The sequence below is a fragment of the Streptomyces sp. MCA2 genome (assembly GCF_023544705.1).
In the GTDB taxonomy this organism is placed as follows: domain Bacteria; phylum Actinomycetota; class Actinomycetes; order Streptomycetales; family Streptomycetaceae; genus Streptomyces; species Streptomyces decoyicus.
Map to the genome: position 1 here is coordinate 21,125 of NZ_JAMJFM010000026.1, position 20,408 is coordinate 41,532.

Consider the following 20,408-nt stretch of genomic DNA (forward strand, 5'->3'; position numbering starts at 1 on the left):
CGGTACCGCCATGAAGCGCCACACCATCGAGCCCCGCCCCGACTGGCAGCAGACCGTCGAGGCGCAGGGCCTGATCTACCCGCTGACCCGCTACCCGGACGACTCGCTGCGCCCGTACTGGGACGAGAGCGCGTACTACGAGTTCACCCTCCCCGAGGTCGAGGCCCTGGAGGAGGCCGTCGAGGAACTGCACGGCATGTGCCTGGCCGCGGCCGCGCACATCGTCGAGCAGAACCGATTCGCCGACCTGGGCATCGAGGACCCGCGGCTGGCCCGCCTGGTCGCCGAGTCCTGGCGGCGCCGCGAGGAACTCCCGTCCCTCTACGGGCGGTTCGATCTGCACTACGACGGCAGCGGCCCGGCCAAGATGCTGGAGTACAACGCCGATACGCCGACCTCGCTGGTGGAGGCGGCCAGTCCGCAGTGGTTCTGGATGGAGGAGCGCTTTCCCGGCGCCGACCAGTGGAACTCGCTGCACGAGCGGCTGGTGGCGGCCTGGAAGCGGCAGGCGCCGCTGCTGCCGCCGGGTGCGCCGCTGCACTTCGCGCACTCGTCGGGTGACGAGCTCGGCGAAGACCTGATGACCGTCGCCTACCTGGAGGAGACGGCGCAGCAGGCGGGCCTGGAGACGGTCGCGATCTCGATGGAGGACATCGGCTGGGACCGGCTGTCCGGCCGCTTCGTCGACCAGCGGCTGCGCTTCATGCGGTCCTGCTTCAAGCTCTACCCGTGGGAGTGGCTGGCCGACGACGACTTCGGCCCGTACGTCCTGGACACCCTCGACAACGGGGGCGGCACCGGCTCCACCCTCTGGATCGAGCCCGCCTGGAAGATGCTGCTCTCCAACAAGGCGCTGCTGGCGGTCCTTTGGGAGCTGTATCCCGGCCATCCGAATCTGCTGCCCGCCTACCTGGACGGGCCGCGCGAGCTGGCGCACACCCGTGGTTACGTCGCCAAACCGCTGCTCGGCCGGGAGGGCGCGGGTGTCACCCTGCACGAGCCGGGCGCCGAGCCGGTGCTGCGGGAACCCGAAGACCCGTGCTGTTACCAGGAGTTGGCGCCGTTGCCGGACTTCGACGGCAACCGGGTCGTGCTCGGCGCCTGGGTCGTCGAGGACGAGTCGGCGGGGCTCGGCATCCGGGAGTCGGCGGGGCCGGTCACCGATGAGTACGCCCGCTTTCTGCCGCATGTGATCCGCTGAGCCGGGGCCGACGCGTCAGTGCGTCGGCCCGTCCGGCCGGTGACGTCGTTGCCGGGGACGCTGCTGGGCGTCGCGGTCGTGGCCGCGGTACTGCTGTGCGGCGGCGGCCATCCTGCGCTTGAGCGGGGGCAGGTGGTTGACCACCCGCATGCCGGTGCGTATCCCGGCCAGCACCGCGCGGCCGATGACCGGCTTGTGGACCGGATCGCTCCCGCGCATCTGCGCCAGGGACTTTTCGACCGCTTCGAAGCCGTAGCGGATCATCTGGCTCTCGTAGTCGTGGATCGCCGGTATCAGCGAGGCTTCGCGGTCACGGACCGAGACCAGCTTGGTGCAGAGCAGTTCGGCGTCGCGCAAAGCGGTGTTCGCTCCCACCCCGCGGCCCGGCGTCATGGTGTGGATGGCGTCCCCGACCAGGGTGATGTTGCTGGTGGGCCACTGCTCGACGGGGGCCGAGGTGCGGATGTTCAGGGGGAAGCAGGTGGACGGGTCGGCCAGTTCGGCCAGCTTGCGCAGCCGGGGGTCCCAGTTGCGGGTGAGCTCGACCGTGAGGTCGTGCAGCTGCTCGCCGTTCATCCGGAGGATGTCCGGGGGCAGGTTCCGTGCCGCGCCGCCGAATCCCAGCATGATGTAGTCGCGGGTGTTGTCGAACTGAAGGCCGGGCCAGGCACGGAGCAGTTCGGTGTCACTCGCGCCGATGCCCTGGCGTGGCCGGCCCTGCTCGTCCCACGGGAACTGCATGACGTGGATGATCAGCGAGTAACCCCCGGGGGCGAGGAACATGTTGACGCCGTCGATGACCTCGGGGGTCAGCAGCTCGCGGGTGACTTCCGTGAGGGGCACCTTGCCGGTGATCCCGATCAGGCCGCTTTCCTTCAAGGGGGCGTGGGGCAGGTACTGGCGGCGGACCCGGGAGTGGGAACCGTCGGCGGCCACCAGCACCTCACCGGTGGCCGAGGTGCCGTCCTCGAAGTGTGCGGTGACCGTGCCGTCGGGGTTCTTGTCGTAGCGGGTGAAGACCTTGCCGAAGTGGACCCGCTCATCCAGCCCGGTCAGCAGGACCTGCCGCAGGGTCATGCGGGAGACGGACCGCTCAGCGCCCGCCCCGTCCGCGCCGGGCTCGGCGAACCCGGTCAGTGAGAGGACTTCCTTGTACTTCTCGGTGAACATGGTGAAGCGATCGCCGGTGCGTGCGCAGGTGGCCACGAAGGTGGCGAACAGTTCGGGGGGCAGCAGACGGCTGAGTGCCCGACTGCCGTCGGGGTCGATGCCCACCCGGTAGCCCTGGAGGCCGTCGCCGCGGGTGCGGTCGCGTTCGAAGACGGCGCAGCTGATGCCGGCCCGCTTCAGGCCGTGGGCCAGGGCGAGTCCGCCGGTACCGGCGCCGATGATGATCACGTGCATGCCTTCTGGTTCCTTCCCTAAGAGGAATGACCAATGGCTGGATAGTTGCATGGCGCCTAGGTGCAGTGCAACTAGTTGTGGTGCGGTTAGTTCGCTGTATCGTGAACCCGTGACCTCGACATTCCGCCGCTCCCCCCTGGCCCTGGCGGTCCTGGGCCTGCTGGAGGCAGGTCCTCTGCACCCCTACGGCATCCAGCGCCTGATCAAGCAGTGGGGCAAGGACCAGGTCGTCAACGTCGGCCAGCGCGCGGGCCTGTACCGCACGATCGCCCGCCTGGAAGACGCCGGGCTGATCGCCGTCGGCAGCACCGAACGCGACGAGCGCTACCCCGAACGCACCACCTACCGCCTCACCGACACGGGGCGGGCGGCCGCTCGCCAGTGGATGGCCGAGATCCTGTCGACGCCCCGCAACGAGTACCCGGAGTTCCCCGCCGCGCTGTCCTTCCTGCCGGTGCTCACCCCCCGGGCCACCCAGGACCTGCTGCACCAGCGGCGCGACCGCCTCGCCCGGCGCCTCACCGAACTCAATGCCGACCTCGGTGCCGGAGTCGGTGCCGGACGCGACGGTGAAGCTGCCGGGGAGACCGAGGGCCAGGCCCTCCCGCGGGTCGCCCTGATCGAGAGCGAATACCTGCGCGCGGTCACCCAGGCCGAACTGGCATGGGTGGACGGCATCCTCGCCGCGCTGGACGACGGTTCGTTCACCTGGAACCGCGAAGAACTCGACCGGATCGTCGCCACCGCCCGCGACAACACCTGACGGGCCGCGGGCAGCGGACGGTAGTTGTGCGCGCTATGGGCCTCGGCATCCGGGACGGCCGGTCCGGTCATCGATGAGTACGCCCGGTTCTTGCCGCATGTGATCCGCAGCTAGGCACGCCACCCGGCGTGGCCAGGTGCCGCGTCATCCGAACGCCTCCGCCGGCAGCCGGGGCCCTGCGCTGTCGGCATCGTCCGGGACGTCGTGGCCGCGGGCGGTCAAGCGCTCACGCCGGCTCTCGGCCACCCGGCACACATTGAGGCGGCGGCGATCGCAGGAACCCCAACCCCGTGCAAGTTCATGCAAGTTCGATGCGCAGCAAGGTGAATTGAGCGCAAACTCGTATTCAGAGATCGTCTTCAACGAGTGAGGAGGGCACCATGGCTTTGCACATGCTCGGCAAGGACCCGGACTCCCCCGAGGGTAAGTCCGCCACCGTCTATTACGACGACGTGACTGACAAGTACCTGGTCCAGGGCCTGAAGGTGCTGGACGACGAACGACTCTCCCAGTTGGATGTCCCGGACCATGAGACGGTCGTGGAGATCCCCAAGTACATGACACAGTACTTTCCGGAGGTACGCGGTGGCGGCCGAGCTGACGTTTAGCGAGCTGTTCAAGCAGACCAAGCGTTCAGCCGTTCATCTAGAGATGAGGGACGGGTACATGCGATCCGACCCGCGATTCGTCTCGTGGCGGCAGGACCCGCAAAGTGTTCCTGCCAAGAGCGACCCAGCCTCCCGCCCCTGGCTCGCCCTGATGCAAGAGATCACCACGCGCGGTGTGGAAGTCCGTCGCGCTCGGATCTTCTCCGAGCCCATGAGTGACTACCTCCGCTTTGAGCACCACCTCACGCCCAGCAACGTGGAGGCCGGCGAGCAGGTGCGCTGGCTGCCACGTCGCAAGGTGTCGGACCTAGCGCTCCCAGGCAATGACTTCTGGCTGTTCGATGACAGTCTGGTCGTGTTCCTGCACTTCACCGGGGATGGCGAGCTGTCACCCGAGGGAGACGAGGAGCGGACGACAGAACCAGCCATCGTGCAGCTCTGCTCAACGTCTTTCGAGGCGGTCTGGGAACGCGCAGTCCCGCACGAGGTTTACAGGCCGGTCTGATCCACGAACAGGGCTGAACTCTCCGTGTCCCCGTCGTCGCCGTCGTCCAGCATCCAGCAGGCCAGGGAAGCGCTCGGGAAGCGCCTCCGCGAGATCCGCAAGGATACCGGTCTGACCGCCCGCGCTGTGGCGGCGGCGGCAGGGTGGCATGAATCGAAGAGTTCCCGGCTTGAGAACGGTCGAACGCCTCCCTCCGATGAGGACATTCGTACCTGGACCCGGATCTGTGACGCCGAGGGCCAAGCCGCGGACCTCATCGCGACCGCCCGTGGCATTGACGGCATGTACGTGGAGTGGCGGCGTCTGGAAAGCGCCGGCCTGAAGCGTGCCCAGGAGTCCGTGCTGCCACTCTTCGAGCGAACCTATTGGTTCCGCTTCTATCAGTCTTGGGTCATCCCAGGACTGCTCCAGACCCAGGACTACACACGTGCCATCCTCAACACGGTTGCCTCCGTCAGGGACACTCCTGGCGACACTGACGAGGCTGTCGCAGCACGGATGGAGCGCCAACGTGTCCTGCACACGGGAGGACGCCGGTTTGCCTTCCTGATCGAGGAATGGGTTCTTCGCTCGGTCATCGGAGATTCCGCCACGATGGTGAGCCAATTGGGCCACCTGATCGGAATGACGGCCGCGCCTTCCTTGAGCCTTGGCGTGATCCCCATGGGGGTCGTGCGCGGCAATGCGTGGCCGTGCGAGTCCTTCTCTCTGTACGACGAGAAACAGGCCTCCTGTGAGCTCGTGTCTGCCAGCCTCACCGTGAAGCAACCGAGTGAAATCGCCGAGTACGCCAAGACGTTCACCGAACTCGCAGGCATCGCTGTTTACGGGGCGGCAGCCAGGAAGCTCATTACCTCGGCAATCGACACGCTCGGGTGACGGCGTGCAAGTTCGCAGAAGTTCATTGAGCTGAGTCTTTCGTCTCCATACCGTCGGGAAGACAAGCCGTTCACCCCGCGGAGACGTCATGACGAGCCCAATTCGCCACAGCCAAACGCCCGTTGAACTGCCGCCGGATGGCTGGCTACTGGAGGGTGAACCAGTCCCCGGCTGCAAAGTGTGTGGCGCCTTGGGACTCCAGCGGAGTGCGGCGTTGAAGCGAAACGACAAGGCTGAGGCATGTGCTGCTGCCCGGGAGATCCGGGACCACGGCCGTGGGCACGCGGAGGCGTCATGACCACCCCCGAGCAGGACAGGCCGAGCATCAAGATCGTCGAGGACTGGTGGGCAGCACTCGGCGGAACCCTGGATCGCCGCTCGAACACCGTGTTCGTGCCGCAGGGATCGAAGGTGCCCCCATGTCGGTTTCCGTGCTTTAGCTGTCGTGCCAAGGGACGTCAGTGAATGCTCTGCGGCCACGGACACACGATGACTGAAGAACGGGCCGGCCTGTGGGCCTGCTGCATCTGACCGGCGGCAGTCGGAGCCTGAAGACTCCCGCCCCGGCGGCGGAAACCTGGACAGTCGAGCAGCCGGGGCGGGTGACCAACCGCAAAGGAAACCCCTTTGCGGCCTATGGGTCATGCCCTCGACGGTACGGCGGCATGGCTCCTCGCGAAAGAGGAGGTTGGTGGATGAGCGTGGTGAGCGTCGATACGTACGAGACGCGCACGCCCGATGCCGAAGGCTGGCGCGGTGTGCCCTTCCGGCACGAGGCGGAGATGGAGGATGACGGCGGCAAGCACGATGGCGGCCCCATGCCCCCGGAGGCTCCGCGTGAACCGTCGCCGCAGGGCGGGAGCGGTAAGTAGCCCACGCTGGTGAAGACAAAAGCGCCCCTGCTCCGGCACATGGCCGGAACAGGGGCGCGGTGCATTCAGCGGTGGACGACTTCTACGTATTGACCGACGTCGGCCCGAGGGCGGTCAAGCGCCCGCCCCGGCTCTCGGCCACCCGGCGTACATCGGCAAGGCTTGCAGTCAATTCAACGGCCAGCAGGTGGAGTTCCCCGGGCGTCCACGCCCGTCCGGCAAGCATGTGGCGGGCTTCGTCGATGAGGTCGTCGGCTGAGCTGAGCTGCTCTTCCTCGATCCGGTCGGCGACGCGGGAGACGTATCCGGTCCCGTCGCCTGCCAGGAAGCACGGATTCCCGTCCGGGCTGGTCCACGGCAGCAGCCGGACTAAGACCCTCGCAGTAGCGTTGGGCATGTCGTCAACTCCCTTGTAGTTGAGGGCCACGCCCCCGGGCCGTCCACCACGGTCGCGGGGGTCCTCTTTTTCTCGCGAGGAGGGCCTTCCTCGCTCTGGGCAACCGGTCCGCTACGCCCAGCGGTACGGTGGCAGTGGAAGGGGCTTTTAAGAGCTTTAAGCGCGCGTGCACACCGGGGAGTTGAGGGCTAATGGGCACTCGGGAACCGAACCGGCACCTTGAACGGCTCTACCGGCAGACCGGCTGGACGCTGCGGCAGTTCGTCCAGGCCGTGAACCGCATCGGCACCGAGCGAGGAACCCCGCTCAAGTACCGCGAGCCGTCGGCTCATCAGTGGTGTCAGGGGCACCTGCCGAAGGAGCAGGCCAGACCGCTGATCGTGGAGGCCCTGGCGCGGAAGCTGGGACGTCCGGTCACGCATGCCGAGGCCGGATTCCCTGCCCCTGTCAGTAGCGCGCACGCCACTCCGAGCGCGGTGGATGGGCTGATCGATCTCGGTAGGGGAGACACGGACCCCTCACGCCGCAGCGTTCTCGGTATAGGTCTCTTTTCCGTTGCGCTGACCGTGCCCAATTGGCCGGATGTGGTGGGACGGATGGAAGCCGTTCAAGCTGGCCTTCTTCAGCGCATCGGCATGGCAGAGGTTGGCATGGTCATTGCCATGACCGAACGAGTGTCAGAGCTGGATGACCAATTCGGTGGACGACACGCTCGCCCGATGGCAGCGGCATTCTTGGTGAATTCGGTAGCTCCGTATCTACGGGCTGATGCCTCCGAGTCGGTACGCAAAGCGATGATGTCGGCTGCTGCTGATTTGTGCTATCTCACGGGGTATATGGCGGTGGACGAAGGCGTTCACGGCCTTGCGCAACAGTATTACCTCAAGGCGTTGGAACTTGCCGGAGCGGCAGAGGATCACTTGACGTACTGCACAACGCTTCGGGGGATGAGTGTGCAGGCTGTTGACCTGCGGCACGGCAGGCAGGCAATGCGGCTCGCTGCCGCTGCCGCTGCCGCTTCTCCGCAAGCCGGTCCGCGAATGCGAGCCTTCCTTGCCGGGCAGCAGGCGCACGCCTCCGCGCAAATCGAGGACCATGGCAATGCGCTGATGTATCTACGAGAGGCCGAGGTGGCCATGGAGAGGGCTGAATCCAGAGGGAAAGCGTTCGGCTCATACGATCCGGCAGCCCTGAATTACCACATCAGCCAGGTCCGGTACGAACTTGGCGATGTTCCCGGCTCCATCAAAGCCATGCAGGAATCGGACAAGGTGCGTTACAGCGTCTACCGTCGCGCTCGCGTACGCCACCGAGCCACCTTGGCCGAACGTCAACTGGAAATCGGCCACCTAGAAGCAGCATGCACGACATGGCATCTCGCCTTGGATGATTACCCTTTGGTGCACTCGGGGCGGGCAGATCAGCGCATGCAAACAATGTTCAAGCTCATCCGCCCCCACCTCAAGAACCACGCCGCCCGGGAACTCCACGAACGTGCCCGGCTCGTCGCCCCGGCCGCACTCCTGGCCCAGGAGGACACGGCCCAGGCGGATCGTACGCTCGCCTCGCCGAGCCCGACCTGGAGTACGGCTTCGACGCGTGACGCCGGCCTCAGCCCTGATGGATGAGTACAGGGCCGCCGAGCGTCCGCATGTCGTAGGGGTAGAGCCAGGGGCCCCAGGTGCCGGCCTCGAGCGCGTCGATCGCTGTCAGCGCGTCGGATGCGTTCTTGCAGCCCGGGTGCTGCACGGCAAAGGCCGCGATGCGGGCGCGCAGGGTAGGCAGCCAGGCGGCGATGAGCTGCGGGTCGCCGTCGTACCACCAGGTGAACTTCAGCTCTTCCCATAGGAGTTCGGTGGCCCAGCCGAAGGCGAGGCGGACCACGCCGGCGTCCGCTTCGGGACCGGTGAGCCTGGCGATGTGGTCCAGCCACGGCTCCAGGGAACCCGTTGCATGAGCGATTCCCTCCATCAGACCGGTGATCTCCCAGTACGGCCGGCCGTCGGTCACGGCGACGTGCAGCAGCGCCCGGAAGGCCCGCTCGACCGCGGCGCGCTCGGCCACGGGCCAGTCCGCGAGCTGGGCTCCGCGACGGCCAAGGCGCCCCATCACCTCCGACGGGTCAGTGCCGTCCCCGTCCGGTCCCCAGCGGCGCAGCGCACGAGGGAGGAAGCGGCGCCACAGGACGGAGTATTGGTGTTCGTCCCAGTGGCCGGCGACCTCACGCATGAAGTGCTCAAGGAGATCGTCCGGTACATCGGCAGGGTCACCGCCGAGAACGCGCAGCTCCGACTCCGGAGTGCAGTAGGTGCATCCGTCGACCGGACCGTCGAGCCCAGGTGGAGAGGCGAAGACCTCGTCCACCTCGGCGAGCGCGTCGCGCCACAGCGTGTACGTGGGGAGTGCAGGGGGCTCGGACATGCCGGGGACCTACCAGGGGACTCCGCGCGGCCGACACCGGCGAAGAGCGCGACGCTACCAGCAGGCCGATCGATGGGCGCAACGGGGACGTGTCCGGGCGATCAGGTGCGGAGCCAGACCTGCGGACGTACCACCCGCACCGCCCGCCTCACCCCTCCAGCACGCCCCGCAGTTGATCGAGCCCCCAGTCCAGGTCCTCCTTGCTGATCACCAGCGGCGGCGCGAGCCGGATCGTGGCGCCGTGGGTGTCCTTGGCCAGCACCCCGCGCGCCATCAGCTGCTCGGAGATCTCCCGCCCGGTGCCGCGTGACGGGTTGATGTCCACACCCGCCCACAGGCCGCGGCCGCGCACCGCGTCCACCGCGCCGCCGCCCACCAGCAGCCCCAGCTCGCTGTGCAGATGCTCGCCCAGCTCCACGGCCTGCTGCTGGAACTCGCCGGTCCGCAGCATCGCCAGCACCTCCAGCGCCACCGCGCAGGCGAGCGGGTTCCCGCCGAAGGTCGAGCCGTGCTCGCCCGGCGCGTACACGCCCAGCACCTCACGGGAGGACACCACCGCGGACACCGGCACCACACCGCCGCCCAATGCCTTGCCCAGCACGTACATGTCGGGCACCACGTCCTCGTGCTCGCAGGCGAAGGTCCGCCCCGTACGGCCCAGCCCCGACTGGATCTCGTCGGCGATGAACAGCACGTTCCGGCTGCGGGTCAGCTCCCGCACGCCCGCCAGATAGCCCGGCGGCGGCACCAGCACCCCCGCCTCGCCCTGGATCGGCTCCAGCAGCACCGCGACCGTGTCGGCGTCGACGGCGGCCTCCATCGCGGCCAGATCGCCGTACGGGACGATCTCGAAACCGGGGGTGTACGGGCCGAAGTCGGCGCGGGCCTCGGGGTCGGTGGAGAAGGAGACGATCGTGGTCGTCCGGCCGTGGAAGTTGTTGTCCGCGACGATGATCTTCGCCCGGCCGTCGGGGACGCCCTTGACCTTGTAGCCCCATTTACGGGCCGTCTTCACCGCCGTCTCGACCGCCTCGGCGCCGGTGTTCATCGGGAGCACCAGCTCCATCCCGCACAGCGCGGCCAGCTGGGTGCAGAAGTCGGCGAACCGGTCGTGGTGGAAGGCACGCGAGGTGAGGGTGACCCGTTCCAGCTGGGCCTTGGCCGCGTCGAGCAGCCGGCGGTTGCCGTGCCCGAAGTTCAGCGCGGAGTACCCGGCGAGCATGTCCAGATAGCGACGGCCCTCCACGTCCGTCACCCAGGCACCCTCGGCGGTGGCCACGACGACGGGCAGCGGGTGGTAGTTGTGCGCGCTGTGGGCTTCGGCGGCGGCGATGCCGCGTTCCGTGGACGTCACCGGTGACTCCGTTCGGTAGGCCGTCGGGGCGCGGACGGTGCCGCGTCCCCCTCCATTGTTGCGCTCGCTCCGGGGCGCGGGCCTGCGAAGATCCGCCGGACAGGGAGCACGGTGTCCTAGACTCTGCGGTGCGCACCGCGACTGGCGTACGGGGAAGCAACCTCGAGGAAGCGGTGTGCGGCAACCACCACGAGGTGCCGCCCCGCCTGGGCACCCCGGGACCGACCGGAAGAACCGATCGACCGCCCCGGAGGAACGCCATGTCACTGCCCCTTTCCCATCCCGCGCTGAGCGCCGCCGACCCCGAACTGGCCGCCCTGGTCGGCGCCGAGGAGCAGCTCCAGGCCGACACGCTGCGACTGATCCCCAGCGAGAACTACGTCTCCGCCGCCGTCCTGGAAGCCACCGGCACCGTCCTCCAGAACAAGTACAGCGAGGGGTACGCGGGCCGTCGCTACTACGAAGGCCAGCAGAACATCGACCGCGTCGAGACGCTGGCGGTCGAGCGTGCCAAGGCCGTCTTCGGCGTGGAGCACGCCAACGTCCAGCCGTACTCCGGCTCGCCCGCCAACCTCGCCGCCTACCTCGCCTTCGCCGAGCCCGGCGACACCGTGCTGGGCATGGCGCTGCCGATGGGCGGCCACCTCACACACGGCTGGGGCGTCTCGGCGACCGGTACGTGGTTCCGCGGTGTGCAGTACGGCGTACGCCCGGACAGCGCGCTGATCGACTTCGACGAGGTGCGCGACCTCGCCCGCAAGGAACGCCCGAAGATCATTTTCTGTGGCGGTACCGCCGTCCCGCGCACCATCGACTTCGCCGCCTTCGGCGAGATCGCCCGCGAGGTCGACGCCGTGCTCGTCGCCGACATCGCCCATATCGCCGGTCTGATCGCGGGTGGCGCCCACCCCTCGCCCGTGCCGCACGCGGACGTCATCTCCACCACCACCCACAAGACCCTGCGCGGCCCGCGCGGCGCCATGCTGATGTCCCGGGCGAGCCACGCCAAGGCCGTCGACAAGGCCGTCTTCCCCGGTCTCCAGGGCGGCCCGCACAACCACACCACCGCCGCCATCGCCGTCGCCCTGCACGAGGCGGCCGCCCCGTCCTTCCGCGACTACGCGCACGCCGTCGTCGCCAATGCCAAGGCGCTCGCCGAGGCGTTGCTGGCCCGCGGCTACGACCTGGTCTCCGGCGGCACCGACAACCACCTGGTGCTGATCGACCTCACCTCGAAGGGCGTCCCGGGCAAGGTCGCCGCGAAGGCGCTGGACCGGGCCGGCATCGTCGTCAACTACAACACCGTCCCCTTCGACCCGCGTAAGCCCTTCGACCCCTCCGGCATCCGCATCGGCACCCCGTCCCTCACCTCCCGCGGACTGGGCACGGACCGGATGCCGCAGGTCGCCGAGTGGATCGACCGCAGCGTCCAGGCCGCGGCGAAGGGGGACGAGGAGGCGCTGGCGGCGATCCGCGGCGAGGTCGCGGAACTGATGGCCGGCTACCCGGCACCGGGGCTGCCGACGGACTGAGGTCCGGGGCTCCCGGGCTCCCGGGCTCCCGGGAACCCGGCTCACCGGCCGTTTCTCAGCCGGTGAGCCGGACCGGCCGTTTCTCAGCCGGTGAGCTTGCCCGCCGTTTCTCAGACGGTGAGCCGGACCGGTAGCACGTGGGTGCTGTTGCCGATGAAGCTCGGGTGGGACGGCAGCTCCGCGTCCGGGACGGCGAGATCCAGCGCCGGATAGCGGGCGAAGAGCGCCTCCAGGGCGACGGTCGCCTCCAGCCGGGCCAGCGGCGCGCCCAGGCAGTAGTGCGGCCCGTGGCCGAAGGAGAGGTGCCGGGCGGCGGGCCGCCGGGTGACGTCGAACCGGTCCGCGTCGGGGCCGTACGCCTCCGGGTCCCGGCCGGCCGCGGAGTAGGAGGCCAGCATCGCGGTGCCGCGGGGGACGAGCGTGCCGCCGATCTCCAGGTCCCGGACCGGATAGCGGAACGGGAAGTGGGCGACGGGGCTGTCGTAGCGCAGCGTCTCCTCGACCACGTCGTCCCAGGTGGCCCGCCCGTTCCGCACCAGCTCCAGCTGTGCGCGGTCGGTGCACAGGGCGCGGACCGCGTTGGTGATCAGATTGAGCGTGGTCTCGTGCCCCGCGATGATCATCAGCAGCAGGGTGCCGACCAGCTCCCGTGCGCTCAGCCGGTCGCCGTCCTCCTCCTGGGCGGCGAGCAGCGCGCTGGTCAGATCGTCGCCCGGGTCCGCCCGCCGGGCCTCGGCGACCTGGGTGAGGACGGCGATGATCTCCCGGTTGGCGGCCCCCGCCTCGTCCGCCGTGCCGGTCGTGCTCACGATCAGGTTCGACAGCTCGTGCAGCCGGTCGCGCAACGCCGCGTCCACGCCCAGCAGTTCGCAGATCACGCTCATCGGCAGGGGATAGGCGAAGTGCCGCCGCAGATCCACCGTGCCGTCCGCCGCCGCGGCGTCCGGCAGCCCGTCCAGCAGCCCGGCCGTCAGCTCCACCACCCGGGGCCGCAGCGCCGCCACCCGCCGCGCGGTGAACACCTTGGTCACCAGGCCGCGCAGCCGCCGGTGGTCGGCCCCGTCGGCGGTCGTCATGCCGTCGACGGTGGCGAAGGTGGTGAGCGGCCAGCCCGGTGGCACGGTGCCGTCGTGCAGAGCGGCGAAGTGGCAGGCGTTCTTGGCGACTTCGGGGTGCGCGAGGACCTCGCGCAGCACCTCGTGGCGGGTGACGGCGACCGCGGGCACCTCCCCGGGCAGCAGTACGGGGACCACCGCCCCGGCCTCCCGCAGCAGCGCGTCGGCAGCGGCCCGGCCGGCGCCGCCGGGGGCGAGCGGCCGCGGCGCCCGGTCGGCGGGGGCGGGAGCGGCGGTGCCGCTCGGGGGCGCGGGACGGCGGGCGTCGGTCATCGGCGGTCCTCACAGATCGGGGGCAGAGATCCGGTGCGGTACACGGGCCCTCAGCGCGCGGACCACGCCCGCGGGGCACCCGCACGGCCGGTGCGCGCTCCGTACGCCCCCGCCGCCTGGTCCGCACGGAGCCACTGGGGCCACGATTCCAGCTCCCGGCCGCCCCGAACAGGCCGCCGCCGGGCCCCGGGCTCCGTCCGTACCCGCGCCCCACGCGCCGCCGGAACGCGGCCCCTTCCCCGTCTGCCGCCACCGTGCGCCGGTGCCCCTTGCGGACCTGAGACAATCGATGGCATGGCTCTCGAACGTCCGCGTGTGCTCTCCGGCATTCAGCCCACCGCCGGCTCCTTCCACCTCGGCAATTACCTCGGCGCGGTGCGCCAGTGGGTGGCCCTCCAGGAGTCCCACGACGCCTTCTACATGGTGGTCGACCTCCACGCGATCACCGTGCCGCAGGACCCGGCGGAACTGCGCAACAACACCCGGATCGCGGCCGCCCAGCTGCTGGCCGCCGGCCTCGACCCGGAGCGCTGCACGCTCTTCATCCAGAGCCATGTGCCCGAGCACGCCCAGCTCGGCTGGGTCATGAACTGCCTCACCGGCTTCGGCGAGGCGTCCCGGATGACCCAGTTCAAGGACAAGTCCGCCAAGCAGGGCGCCGACCGCACCTCCGTCGGCCTGTTCACGTACCCGATCCTCCAGATCGCCGACATCCTGCTCTACCAGGCCCACCAGGTCCCGGTCGGCGAGGACCAGCGCCAGCACATCGAGCTGACCCGCGACCTCGCCGAGCGCTTCAACGGCCGCTACGGCGAGACGTTCACGATGCCGGCGCCGTACATCCTCAAGGAGACGGCCAAGATCTACGACCTCCAGGACCCGTCGGCCAAGATGAGCAAGTCGGCCGCCAGCCCCAAGGGCCTGATCAACCTCCTCGACGAGCCGAAGGTCTCCGCGAAGAAGGTCAAGAGCGCGGTCACGGACACCGACACCGTGATCCGCTACGACGCCGAGAACAAGCCCGGCGTCTCCAACCTCCTCACCATCTACTCCACCCTCACCGGCACCACGATCGCGGAGCTGGAGCAGAAGTACGAGGGCAAGATGTACGGCGCTCTCAAGACGGATCTCGCCGAGGTGATGGTCGATTTCGTCACACCGTTCCGGGACCGTACGCAGGAATATCTGGACGATCCCGAGACGCTGGACTCGATCCTGGCCAAGGGTGCGGAGAAGGCCCGTGCGGTGGCGGCGGAGACCCTCGCCACCACCTATGACCGGCTCGGATTGCTGCCGGCCAAGCACTGACGGGACCGTCCGCGCACGGTCGGGAGCGCCCGCCCGGCGGGCCGGTACCGGCCGCGCGGACCGCACGGAGCAAGGGCCCCCACCCGTGGGGGCTCATCTGTCTGCTCACAAGAGGACCGAGGACGCTCCCCGAGAAGGGCGCGTACCCGGCACACTAAGAGGGTGCGCAAGCGCGCCGCACAGGCGTCAGGAGGGAGAACACAGTGGGGACCGTAACGCTGGGCGTTTCGATCGCGGTCCCGGAGCCATACGGAAGCTTCCTCCAGAGGAAGCGCGAGGGCTTCGGGGATCCCGCCGCACCCGGCATCCCCACGCACATCACCCTCCTCCCGCCGACGCAGGTCCGTGCCGACGCGCTGCCCGCCATCGAGCGCCACCTCGCCGAGGTCGCGGCCGGCTTCCGCCCCTTCCCGCTGCGCCTGGAAGGCACCGGCACCTTCCGGCCGCTCTCCCCGGTGGTCTTCGTCAAGGTCGCCGAGGGCGTGGCCGGCTGCACCGCCCTCCAGGCCCGTATTCGCGCCGCCTCCGGCCCCTGCGCACGCGAGCTCCAGTTCCCGTACCACCCGCATGTGACCGTCGCCCACGGCATCGGCGAAGAGGCCATGGACCGCGCCCAGAACGGGCTCAGGGACTTCTGCGCGACGTGGACGATCGGCGGCTTCGCGCTCTACGAGCAGGGCCAGGACGAGGTGTGGCGCCTGGAGCGGGAGTACCCCTTCGGGCCGCAGTCGGCCGGCGTCCCGCGCCAGGCCGCCGATCTCTCCCGGCCGTCGGCACCCTCCTGCTGACCGCCGCCCTCCCGGCGCAGGACACCCCCTCACCCCGCCGCGACGGCTGACCCCGCCGCGCGCCCGCCATGATCCGGACGACGCGCCCCGGCGTTCCCGACCGGCCCGAGCAGCCGCCGTAACATCCTGCACAGGCCGGCGGGCACAAGGGGCACGAGGCGAACGAACGCCTCGGACCGTACGAGGGGAACGCCATGGACTGGTTGCGCACACTGCCGGTGATCGGACCGGCCGCCGGCCGGCTGATGACCACTCACCTCTGGCGCGCCTACGAGCGGATGCTCCGGGTGCACTGGACCAGGCTCGCCGCCGCGATCACCTTCACCAGCTTCGTCGCGCTCTTCCCGCTGCTCACCGTCGCCGCGGCGATCGGCGCCGCGCTGCTCAGCGACGGCCAGCTGCACAAGCTGGAAGGCAAGATCGCCGAGCAGCTCCCCGGCATCTCGGCACAGCTGCACATCTCCGCACTCGTCGACAACGCCACCACCATCGGCCTGGTCGCCGGTGGCGCGCTGCTGCTCACCGGCATCGGCTGGGTCGAGTCACTGCGGGACTGCCTGCGTGCCGTGTGGGAGAAGGACAACGAGCGGACCAATTTCTTCCGCGGCAAGCTCCGGGACGGCGTCCTGCTGCTCGGCGTCGGCGGTGTCGCCGTGCTCTCCCTCGCCTGCTCGACCTTCGCGTCCGCCGCGGTGGGCAAGGTGGCCGAGGTGACCGGCCTGCCGGAGGGCGGCATCGGCAGCGTCCTGCTCTCGGTCGCCGGCTTCGTCATCGCCGTCCTCGCGGACTTCCTGCTGCTCGCCTACATACTGACCAGGCTCCCCGGTGTCCACCCGCCGCGCCGCGCCGTCGTGATCGCCGGCCTGCTCGGCGCGATCGGCTTTGAACTGCTGAAGCTGCTGCTCAGCGGCTATCTCCAGGGCGTCGCCTCCCGGAGCATGTACGGCGCCTTCGGCACCCCGATCGCGCTGCTGCTGTGGATCAACTTCACCGCGAAGCTGCTGGTGTACTGCGCTTCCTGGACGGCCACGGAGGGGGAGCAGCGCGGGGAGGACGAGGAGCTCAAGGTGCCGGACGGGCCGAAGGGGACAGAGGGGACAGAGCGGAGGGAAGGGCGCGAGGTGCCGGACGGGCCGGAGCGGCCTGAGGGACAGGAGCGGCCGCCCCGGGCGGCGTGACGTCGGCCGCCCTGGGCTTCCGCCGGCGGCGGGCGTCGCGGCCGCCGCTCCGCCCGACCTCCGTCTCAGCCCGCCCCGGCCTCCGTCGGCCCAGCCCGTCTCGGCCCAGCCCGTCTCGGCCCAGCCCCGTCTCATCCCGCCTCAGCCCCGTATCAACTCCGGTTCACCCCGGGCCACTTCCGGGCGCCCGGACACTCCCGAGCGTCACCGGCCGCTTCCGGTCACTTCCGGGGCCCGCGGCCCCGCAGCAGCTCCGGCAGCGGACGGCGCCGGTGCACGGCGAACGCCACGACGGCCAGCAGCGCCAGCACACCGCTGGTGATGCCCACCGCGGTCCAGGCGCCGCCCGCGCTGCCGGTGCCGTTCAGCGCGGCCTGGGTGCTCTCGTGCGCGCCCTTGCCCTTGCCCTTGGCACCCACGGCGCCCATGCCGTCGTCCTCGCTCCTCGGGCCGACGAGCCGGCCGACCGGCTCCACCTTGTCGGCCGCCGCGAAACCCCAGTCGAACAGCTGGGCGGCCTCCCGGTAGGCCTCGTTGTGCTCCTTCTTCTCCGGGTTCATGACCGTGACGAGGAGCTTGCGGTCGCCGCGGTGGGCGAAGCCGGTGAAGGTCGACCCCGCGTTGGTGGTGGAGCCGTTCTTCACCCCCGCGATCCCCGGGTACGGCTTCATGTCGTAATCGCCGCTCAGCAGCCGGTTGGTGTTCTGGATGCCGAACGTCCCCCGCTTGCCGTCCTTGCCCTTGTCGCCGGGGAACTGCGCACTGGCCGTCGAGCAGTACTCGCGGAAGTCCGGGTTCTGGAGCCCGGAGCGGGCGAACAGGCTCAGGTCGTACGCGCTGGAGACCTGGCCCGGCGCGTCATAGCCGTCCGGGGTCACGACATGGGTGTCGTGGGCGTTGAGGTCCTTGGCGTGCTGCTGCATCTGCGTGACCGTGGCCTTCGTGCCGCCGTTCATCGCCGACAGGGTGTGCACCGCGTCGTTGCCGGACCGCAGGAAGACGCCCAGCCACAGGTCGTGGACCGTATAGCTCAGGTTCTCCTTTATCCCGACGAGGCTGCTGCCGACGCCCATCCCCGCCAGGTCGGCGGGCCTGACCGTGTGCTTCTCGTTCTTGGGGAACTTCGGCAGCACCGTGTCGGCGAACAGCATCTTCAGCGTGCTGGCCGGCGCGAGCCGCCAGTGCGGGTTCTTGGCGGCCAGCACCTTGCCGGACTCGGCGTCGGACACGATCCACGAACGGGCCGTCAGCGTGTCCGGACCCGGCAGCTTGGGGGCGCCGGGCCCCGGCGCCACCTGGACACCGGGCGTGCCCAGCCGGTCCCCGCCGATCTGCGACATCTTCGTCGGCGGCGCGGGAGCCTTGGGGTCGGCATGCGCGGTGCCGGCCAGCAACGGGGAGGCGAGCAGTCCGGAGGCGGCCAGCGCGGCGGCGGTGCGCAGGGGGAAGCCGTTGCGCGCCGCGCGCCCGGCACTGCCGGGTGCGGCCGGGGCAGCCGAGGCGGTCGGATCGGTGGGAGCCGTGGAAGCGCGGAAGGTCGTCGGCACGTCGGTGAACGTACCCGCCTTTGCCCGGGAAGCCGACAGCACCCCACGGAAGAGTGCCCCTCCCGCCCGCCGGATGGAGCCGCTGCCCATACTGGACCTCATGAAGCTCTCTCGCCCCGTGTCCTGGTTCCTGCTCGCCTTCGGGGTGTGGAGCTGGTTCATCTGGATCACTTTCGTCAAAAACCTCTGGAAGGACGGGAGCGGTCTCGCCTTCGACGCTGCGGGTGACCCGACCGCCTACTTCTGGGTCCATCTGCTGCTCGCGGTGGCTTCCTTTCTCTTGGGGACGGCGATTGGCGTGATCGGGTTCCGCGGCGTACGGGCCCTGCGCCGCGAGGCCGCACAGAGCACGCCCGACCGGCCCACCACCCCCTCCTCGTCCGCTTCCTGAACCACGGCCACGGGGAGACGCCGTGATCTTCGCCCTGATCGTGGTACCGGTCCTCGGACTGTTCGTGGGCGTGCACCGCTATCTGTGGTGCCGGCTCGTCCGCGACACCACCACACCGGGCAGCCGGCTCCGCCGTACGGGCACCGCCGCCGCCTTCGTCCTCCCCCTGACCACCCTCGCCGCCCTGCCGGCCGAACGCGCCGGCGCGCCCTTCCCCCTCCAGCAGGCACTGGCCTGGCCCGGCTATCTCTGGCTGGCCCTGGTGCTCTATCTCACACTGGCGCTGCTGGTGGGGGAGGTGGTCCGCGCGGTGGGACTACGGGCGCTCCGCGACCGCGAGCCGGCCGACGAGGCCCCCTCGGCCGCTCCCTCGGCCGCCGCCCCGGCCCCCGCACCGGCCCCCGACCCGCCCCGCACCGCGTCCCCCGCCCCGTCGGCTGACCCGCCCCGCGCCCCGTCCCCCTCCTCGGCCCCCACCCTCCTCCCGCCCCGCACCCCCGCCCTGCCGCCGCTCGCCGTCCCGCCCCGCCGCCTCTTCCTCGCCCGCGCGGTCGCCGCCGGCGCCTCCCTCGCCGCCACGGCCGCCGTCGGCTACGGCACCGCGACCACCCTCCGCGGACCGGCGGTGAAGCGCGTCACCGTCCCCCTGGCCAAACTGCCGCGCGCCGCCCACGGCTTCCGGATCGCCGTCGTCAGCGATATCCACCTGGGCCCGATCCTCGGCCGCGCGCACACCCGACGGGTCGTCGAGACCATCAACCGCACCGACCCCGACCTGGTGGCCATCGTCGGCGACCTGGTGGACGGCAGCGTCGCCGACCTCGCCCCGGCCGCCGAACCGCTGCGGGGTCTGCGCTCCCGGCACGGCGCGTACTTCGTCACCGGCAACCACGAGTACTACTCGGGCGCCGCCCCCTGGGTCGACCACATCAGAGGGTTGGGCATCCACCCGCTGGAGAACGCCCGCACCGAACTCCCCGGCTTCGACCTCGCCGGCGTCAACGACGTCACGGGCCAGACCGAACACGCGGGCCCGGACTACGACCTGGCGCTGGGCGGCCGGGACCCGTCCCGTGCCGTCGTCCTGATGGCCCATCAGCCGGTCACCATCCACGACACCGTCCGGTTCGGCGTGGACCTCCAGCTCTCCGGCCACACCCACGGTGGCCAGATGTGGCCCTTCACCTACGTCGCCGCCGCCACCAACCCCACCGTCGCGGGCCTGGAGCGCTACGGCGACACCCAGCTCTACGTCACCCGCGGCGCGGGCGCCTGGGGGCCGCCGGTACGGCTGGGGGCACCGCCGGACGTGACGGTGGTCGAACTCGCCTCACTGCGCGCGTGATCGGAATTCGGAGGGATTGCGCCGCGTAGATAACAACCCCCCTACAAAGTGCGGAGCCATCCTGCGCCAAATCGGACAGATCATGACTTTCGATCTTGCACCGGCAGGCCTCAACTCCCTAGAATTTATTGACTTTACGGAGTCCTTACCGTCCCGGCTTCACACGGCGGCGCGAGGGGGACGAACGGGGTGCAGGGAAACGGGGAGAGCAGGACATGAGCGAGCGGTTCAAGGTCGATCTCGACGAACTGGACAGCGTCGTACGCCAGCTCAGGCATCTTCGGGCGGATATGGATGAACCCAGCCAGAAGGTGAAATACAGCACGACGATTCCGACGTCGGCATTCGGTATCGATTTCCTGGAGGCGGGGGAACTCGCCAAGGCCCATGACGGCATGCAGGAGTACATGTCACAGGTCGTTAATGCGCTCCAGGACCTCATCCACCGGTTCGGCGAGAAGACGGAAGCCAGCCGGGGCGCGTACGAGGACCAGGAACACGAGACCAAGACGTCGATGAACGGCTGA

Annotated in this window: 21 protein-coding genes and 1 riboswitch; of the genes, 15 read left to right on the forward strand and 6 right to left on the reverse strand. The window is 69.7% G+C overall.

All coding sequences use genetic code 11. The features are described from left to right. Nucleotides 1-10: 10 nt before the first annotated feature. A complete protein-coding gene (locus M8I34_RS21770) occupies nucleotides 11-1,201 on the forward strand; it encodes a glutathionylspermidine synthase family protein (protein WP_250051479.1) in 1,191 nt (396 codons plus the stop codon). Between the two features lie 15 nt (nucleotides 1,202-1,216). On the opposite strand, the gene M8I34_RS21775 is transcribed toward M8I34_RS21770, so the two are convergent. Further along, nucleotides 1,217-2,605: an NAD(P)/FAD-dependent oxidoreductase gene (locus M8I34_RS21775; RefSeq protein ID WP_250051481.1), complete on the reverse strand. Its 1,389-nt coding sequence runs from the start codon at nucleotides 2,603-2,605 to the stop codon at nucleotides 1,217-1,219. 109 nt (nucleotides 2,606-2,714) lie between these two features. On the opposite strand from M8I34_RS21775, the gene M8I34_RS21780 reads away from it, so the two are divergent. The 6 genes from M8I34_RS21780 to M8I34_RS21805 all read left to right on the forward strand — a co-directional run bounded on the left by M8I34_RS21780 (nucleotide 2,715) and on the right by M8I34_RS21805 (nucleotide 6,232). Then, entirely contained in the window at nucleotides 2,715-3,368 is a 654-nt protein-coding gene (locus tag M8I34_RS21780; protein ID WP_250051483.1) for a PadR family transcriptional regulator, read from the forward strand. 380 nt (nucleotides 3,369-3,748) lie between these two features. Next, on the forward strand, nucleotides 3,749-3,976 hold the full coding sequence (locus M8I34_RS21785) for a hypothetical protein (RefSeq protein WP_250051485.1): 228 nt from the start codon (nucleotides 3,749-3,751) through the stop codon (nucleotides 3,974-3,976). After that, nucleotides 3,954-4,481: a DUF6879 family protein gene (locus M8I34_RS21790; protein ID WP_250051487.1), complete on the forward strand. Its 528-nt coding sequence runs from the start codon at nucleotides 3,954-3,956 to the stop codon at nucleotides 4,479-4,481. The genes M8I34_RS21785 and M8I34_RS21790 overlap by 23 nt, the downstream gene beginning before the upstream one ends. Nucleotides 4,482-4,505: 24 nt before the next feature. Continuing rightward, nucleotides 4,506-5,360 carry a helix-turn-helix transcriptional regulator gene (locus M8I34_RS21795; RefSeq protein ID WP_250051489.1) on the forward strand — a complete coding sequence of 285 codons (855 nt, stop codon included), beginning with the start codon at nucleotides 4,506-4,508 and terminating at the stop codon, nucleotides 5,358-5,360. A 294-nt stretch (nucleotides 5,361-5,654) separates the two neighbouring features. Then, nucleotides 5,655-5,825, forward strand: a complete 171-nt coding sequence (locus tag M8I34_RS21800) for a hypothetical protein (protein ID WP_250051491.1) — start codon at nucleotides 5,655-5,657, stop codon at nucleotides 5,823-5,825. 230 nt (nucleotides 5,826-6,055) lie between these two features. Next, a complete protein-coding gene (locus M8I34_RS21805; RefSeq protein ID WP_250051492.1) occupies nucleotides 6,056-6,232 on the forward strand; it encodes a hypothetical protein in 177 nt (58 codons plus the stop codon). A gap of 82 nt (nucleotides 6,233-6,314) precedes the next feature. Here M8I34_RS21805 and M8I34_RS21810 read toward each other — a convergent pair whose 3' ends face one another. Continuing rightward, nucleotides 6,315-6,629, reverse strand: coding sequence for a hypothetical protein (locus M8I34_RS21810; protein ID WP_250051494.1), 315 nt, complete (start codon nucleotides 6,627-6,629; stop codon nucleotides 6,315-6,317). 191 nt (nucleotides 6,630-6,820) lie between these two features. On the opposite strand from M8I34_RS21810, the gene M8I34_RS21815 reads away from it, so the two are divergent. After that, entirely contained in the window at nucleotides 6,821-8,257 is a 1,437-nt protein-coding gene (locus tag M8I34_RS21815; RefSeq protein ID WP_250051496.1) for a tetratricopeptide repeat protein, read from the forward strand. Here M8I34_RS21815 and M8I34_RS21820 read toward each other — a convergent pair. Together M8I34_RS21820 and rocD are read right to left on the reverse strand one after the other, a co-directional pair. Further along, on the reverse strand, nucleotides 8,241-9,050 hold the full coding sequence (locus tag M8I34_RS21820) for a hypothetical protein (RefSeq protein ID WP_250051497.1): 810 nt from the start codon (nucleotides 9,048-9,050) through the stop codon (nucleotides 8,241-8,243). The two genes, M8I34_RS21815 and M8I34_RS21820, sit on opposite strands and share 17 nt — an antisense overlap. Nucleotides 9,051-9,198: 148 nt before the next feature. Further along, nucleotides 9,199-10,404 carry an ornithine--oxo-acid transaminase gene (gene rocD / locus M8I34_RS21825; RefSeq protein WP_250051499.1) on the reverse strand — a complete coding sequence of 402 codons (1,206 nt, stop codon included), beginning with the start codon at nucleotides 10,402-10,404 and terminating at the stop codon, nucleotides 9,199-9,201. Nucleotides 10,405-10,531: 127 nt separating this feature from the next. Next, nucleotides 10,532-10,623: riboswitch (ZMP/ZTP riboswitch) on the forward strand. Nucleotides 10,624-10,664: 41 nt separating this feature from the next. Here rocD and glyA point away from each other — a divergent pair. Beyond that, a complete protein-coding gene (gene glyA / locus M8I34_RS21830) occupies nucleotides 10,665-11,936 on the forward strand; it encodes a serine hydroxymethyltransferase (RefSeq protein ID WP_030981205.1) in 1,272 nt (423 codons plus the stop codon). A gap of 110 nt (nucleotides 11,937-12,046) precedes the next feature. On the opposite strand, the gene M8I34_RS21835 is transcribed toward glyA, so the two are convergent. Next, complete coding sequence (locus M8I34_RS21835) at nucleotides 12,047-13,324, reverse strand: cytochrome P450 (RefSeq protein ID WP_250051501.1); 1,278 nt, start codon at nucleotides 13,322-13,324, stop codon at nucleotides 12,047-12,049. A 294-nt stretch (nucleotides 13,325-13,618) separates the two neighbouring features. Here M8I34_RS21835 and trpS point away from each other — a divergent pair, with 294 nt between their 5' ends. The 3 genes from trpS (at nucleotide 13,619) to M8I34_RS21850 (ending at nucleotide 16,598) form a co-directional block, all read left to right on the forward strand. Then, on the forward strand, nucleotides 13,619-14,632 hold the full coding sequence (gene trpS, locus M8I34_RS21840) for a tryptophan--tRNA ligase (RefSeq protein WP_250051503.1): 1,014 nt from the start codon (nucleotides 13,619-13,621) through the stop codon (nucleotides 14,630-14,632). A gap of 203 nt (nucleotides 14,633-14,835) precedes the next feature. Next, nucleotides 14,836-15,420 carry a 2'-5' RNA ligase family protein gene (locus M8I34_RS21845; RefSeq protein WP_244419158.1) on the forward strand — a complete coding sequence of 195 codons (585 nt, stop codon included), beginning with the start codon at nucleotides 14,836-14,838 and terminating at the stop codon, nucleotides 15,418-15,420. A gap of 194 nt (nucleotides 15,421-15,614) precedes the next feature. Then, the gene (locus tag M8I34_RS21850; RefSeq protein ID WP_250051505.1) at nucleotides 15,615-16,598 is read left to right on the forward strand and encodes a YihY/virulence factor BrkB family protein; all 984 of its coding nucleotides are present in this window, start codon (nucleotides 15,615-15,617) and stop codon (nucleotides 16,596-16,598) included. A 221-nt stretch (nucleotides 16,599-16,819) separates the two neighbouring features. On the opposite strand, the gene M8I34_RS21855 is transcribed toward M8I34_RS21850, so the two are convergent. Beyond that, nucleotides 16,820-18,235: a D-alanyl-D-alanine carboxypeptidase family protein gene (locus M8I34_RS21855; RefSeq protein WP_374210967.1), complete on the reverse strand. Its 1,416-nt coding sequence runs from the start codon at nucleotides 18,233-18,235 to the stop codon at nucleotides 16,820-16,822. 10 nt (nucleotides 18,236-18,245) lie between these two features. Here M8I34_RS21855 and M8I34_RS21860 point away from each other — a divergent pair, with 10 nt between their 5' ends. The 3 genes from M8I34_RS21860 (at nucleotide 18,246) to M8I34_RS21870 (ending at nucleotide 20,408) form a co-directional block, all read left to right on the forward strand. Then, nucleotides 18,246-18,536 (forward strand): SCO4848 family membrane protein, encoded by a 291-nt coding sequence (locus tag M8I34_RS21860; RefSeq protein ID WP_244419155.1) that lies wholly within the window; start codon nucleotides 18,246-18,248, stop codon nucleotides 18,534-18,536. A gap of 22 nt (nucleotides 18,537-18,558) precedes the next feature. Further along, entirely contained in the window at nucleotides 18,559-19,881 is a 1,323-nt protein-coding gene (locus tag M8I34_RS21865; protein ID WP_250051508.1) for a metallophosphoesterase, read from the forward strand. Between the two features lie 215 nt (nucleotides 19,882-20,096). After that, nucleotides 20,097-20,408, forward strand: coding sequence for a hypothetical protein (locus M8I34_RS21870; protein WP_250051510.1), 312 nt, complete (start codon nucleotides 20,097-20,099; stop codon nucleotides 20,406-20,408).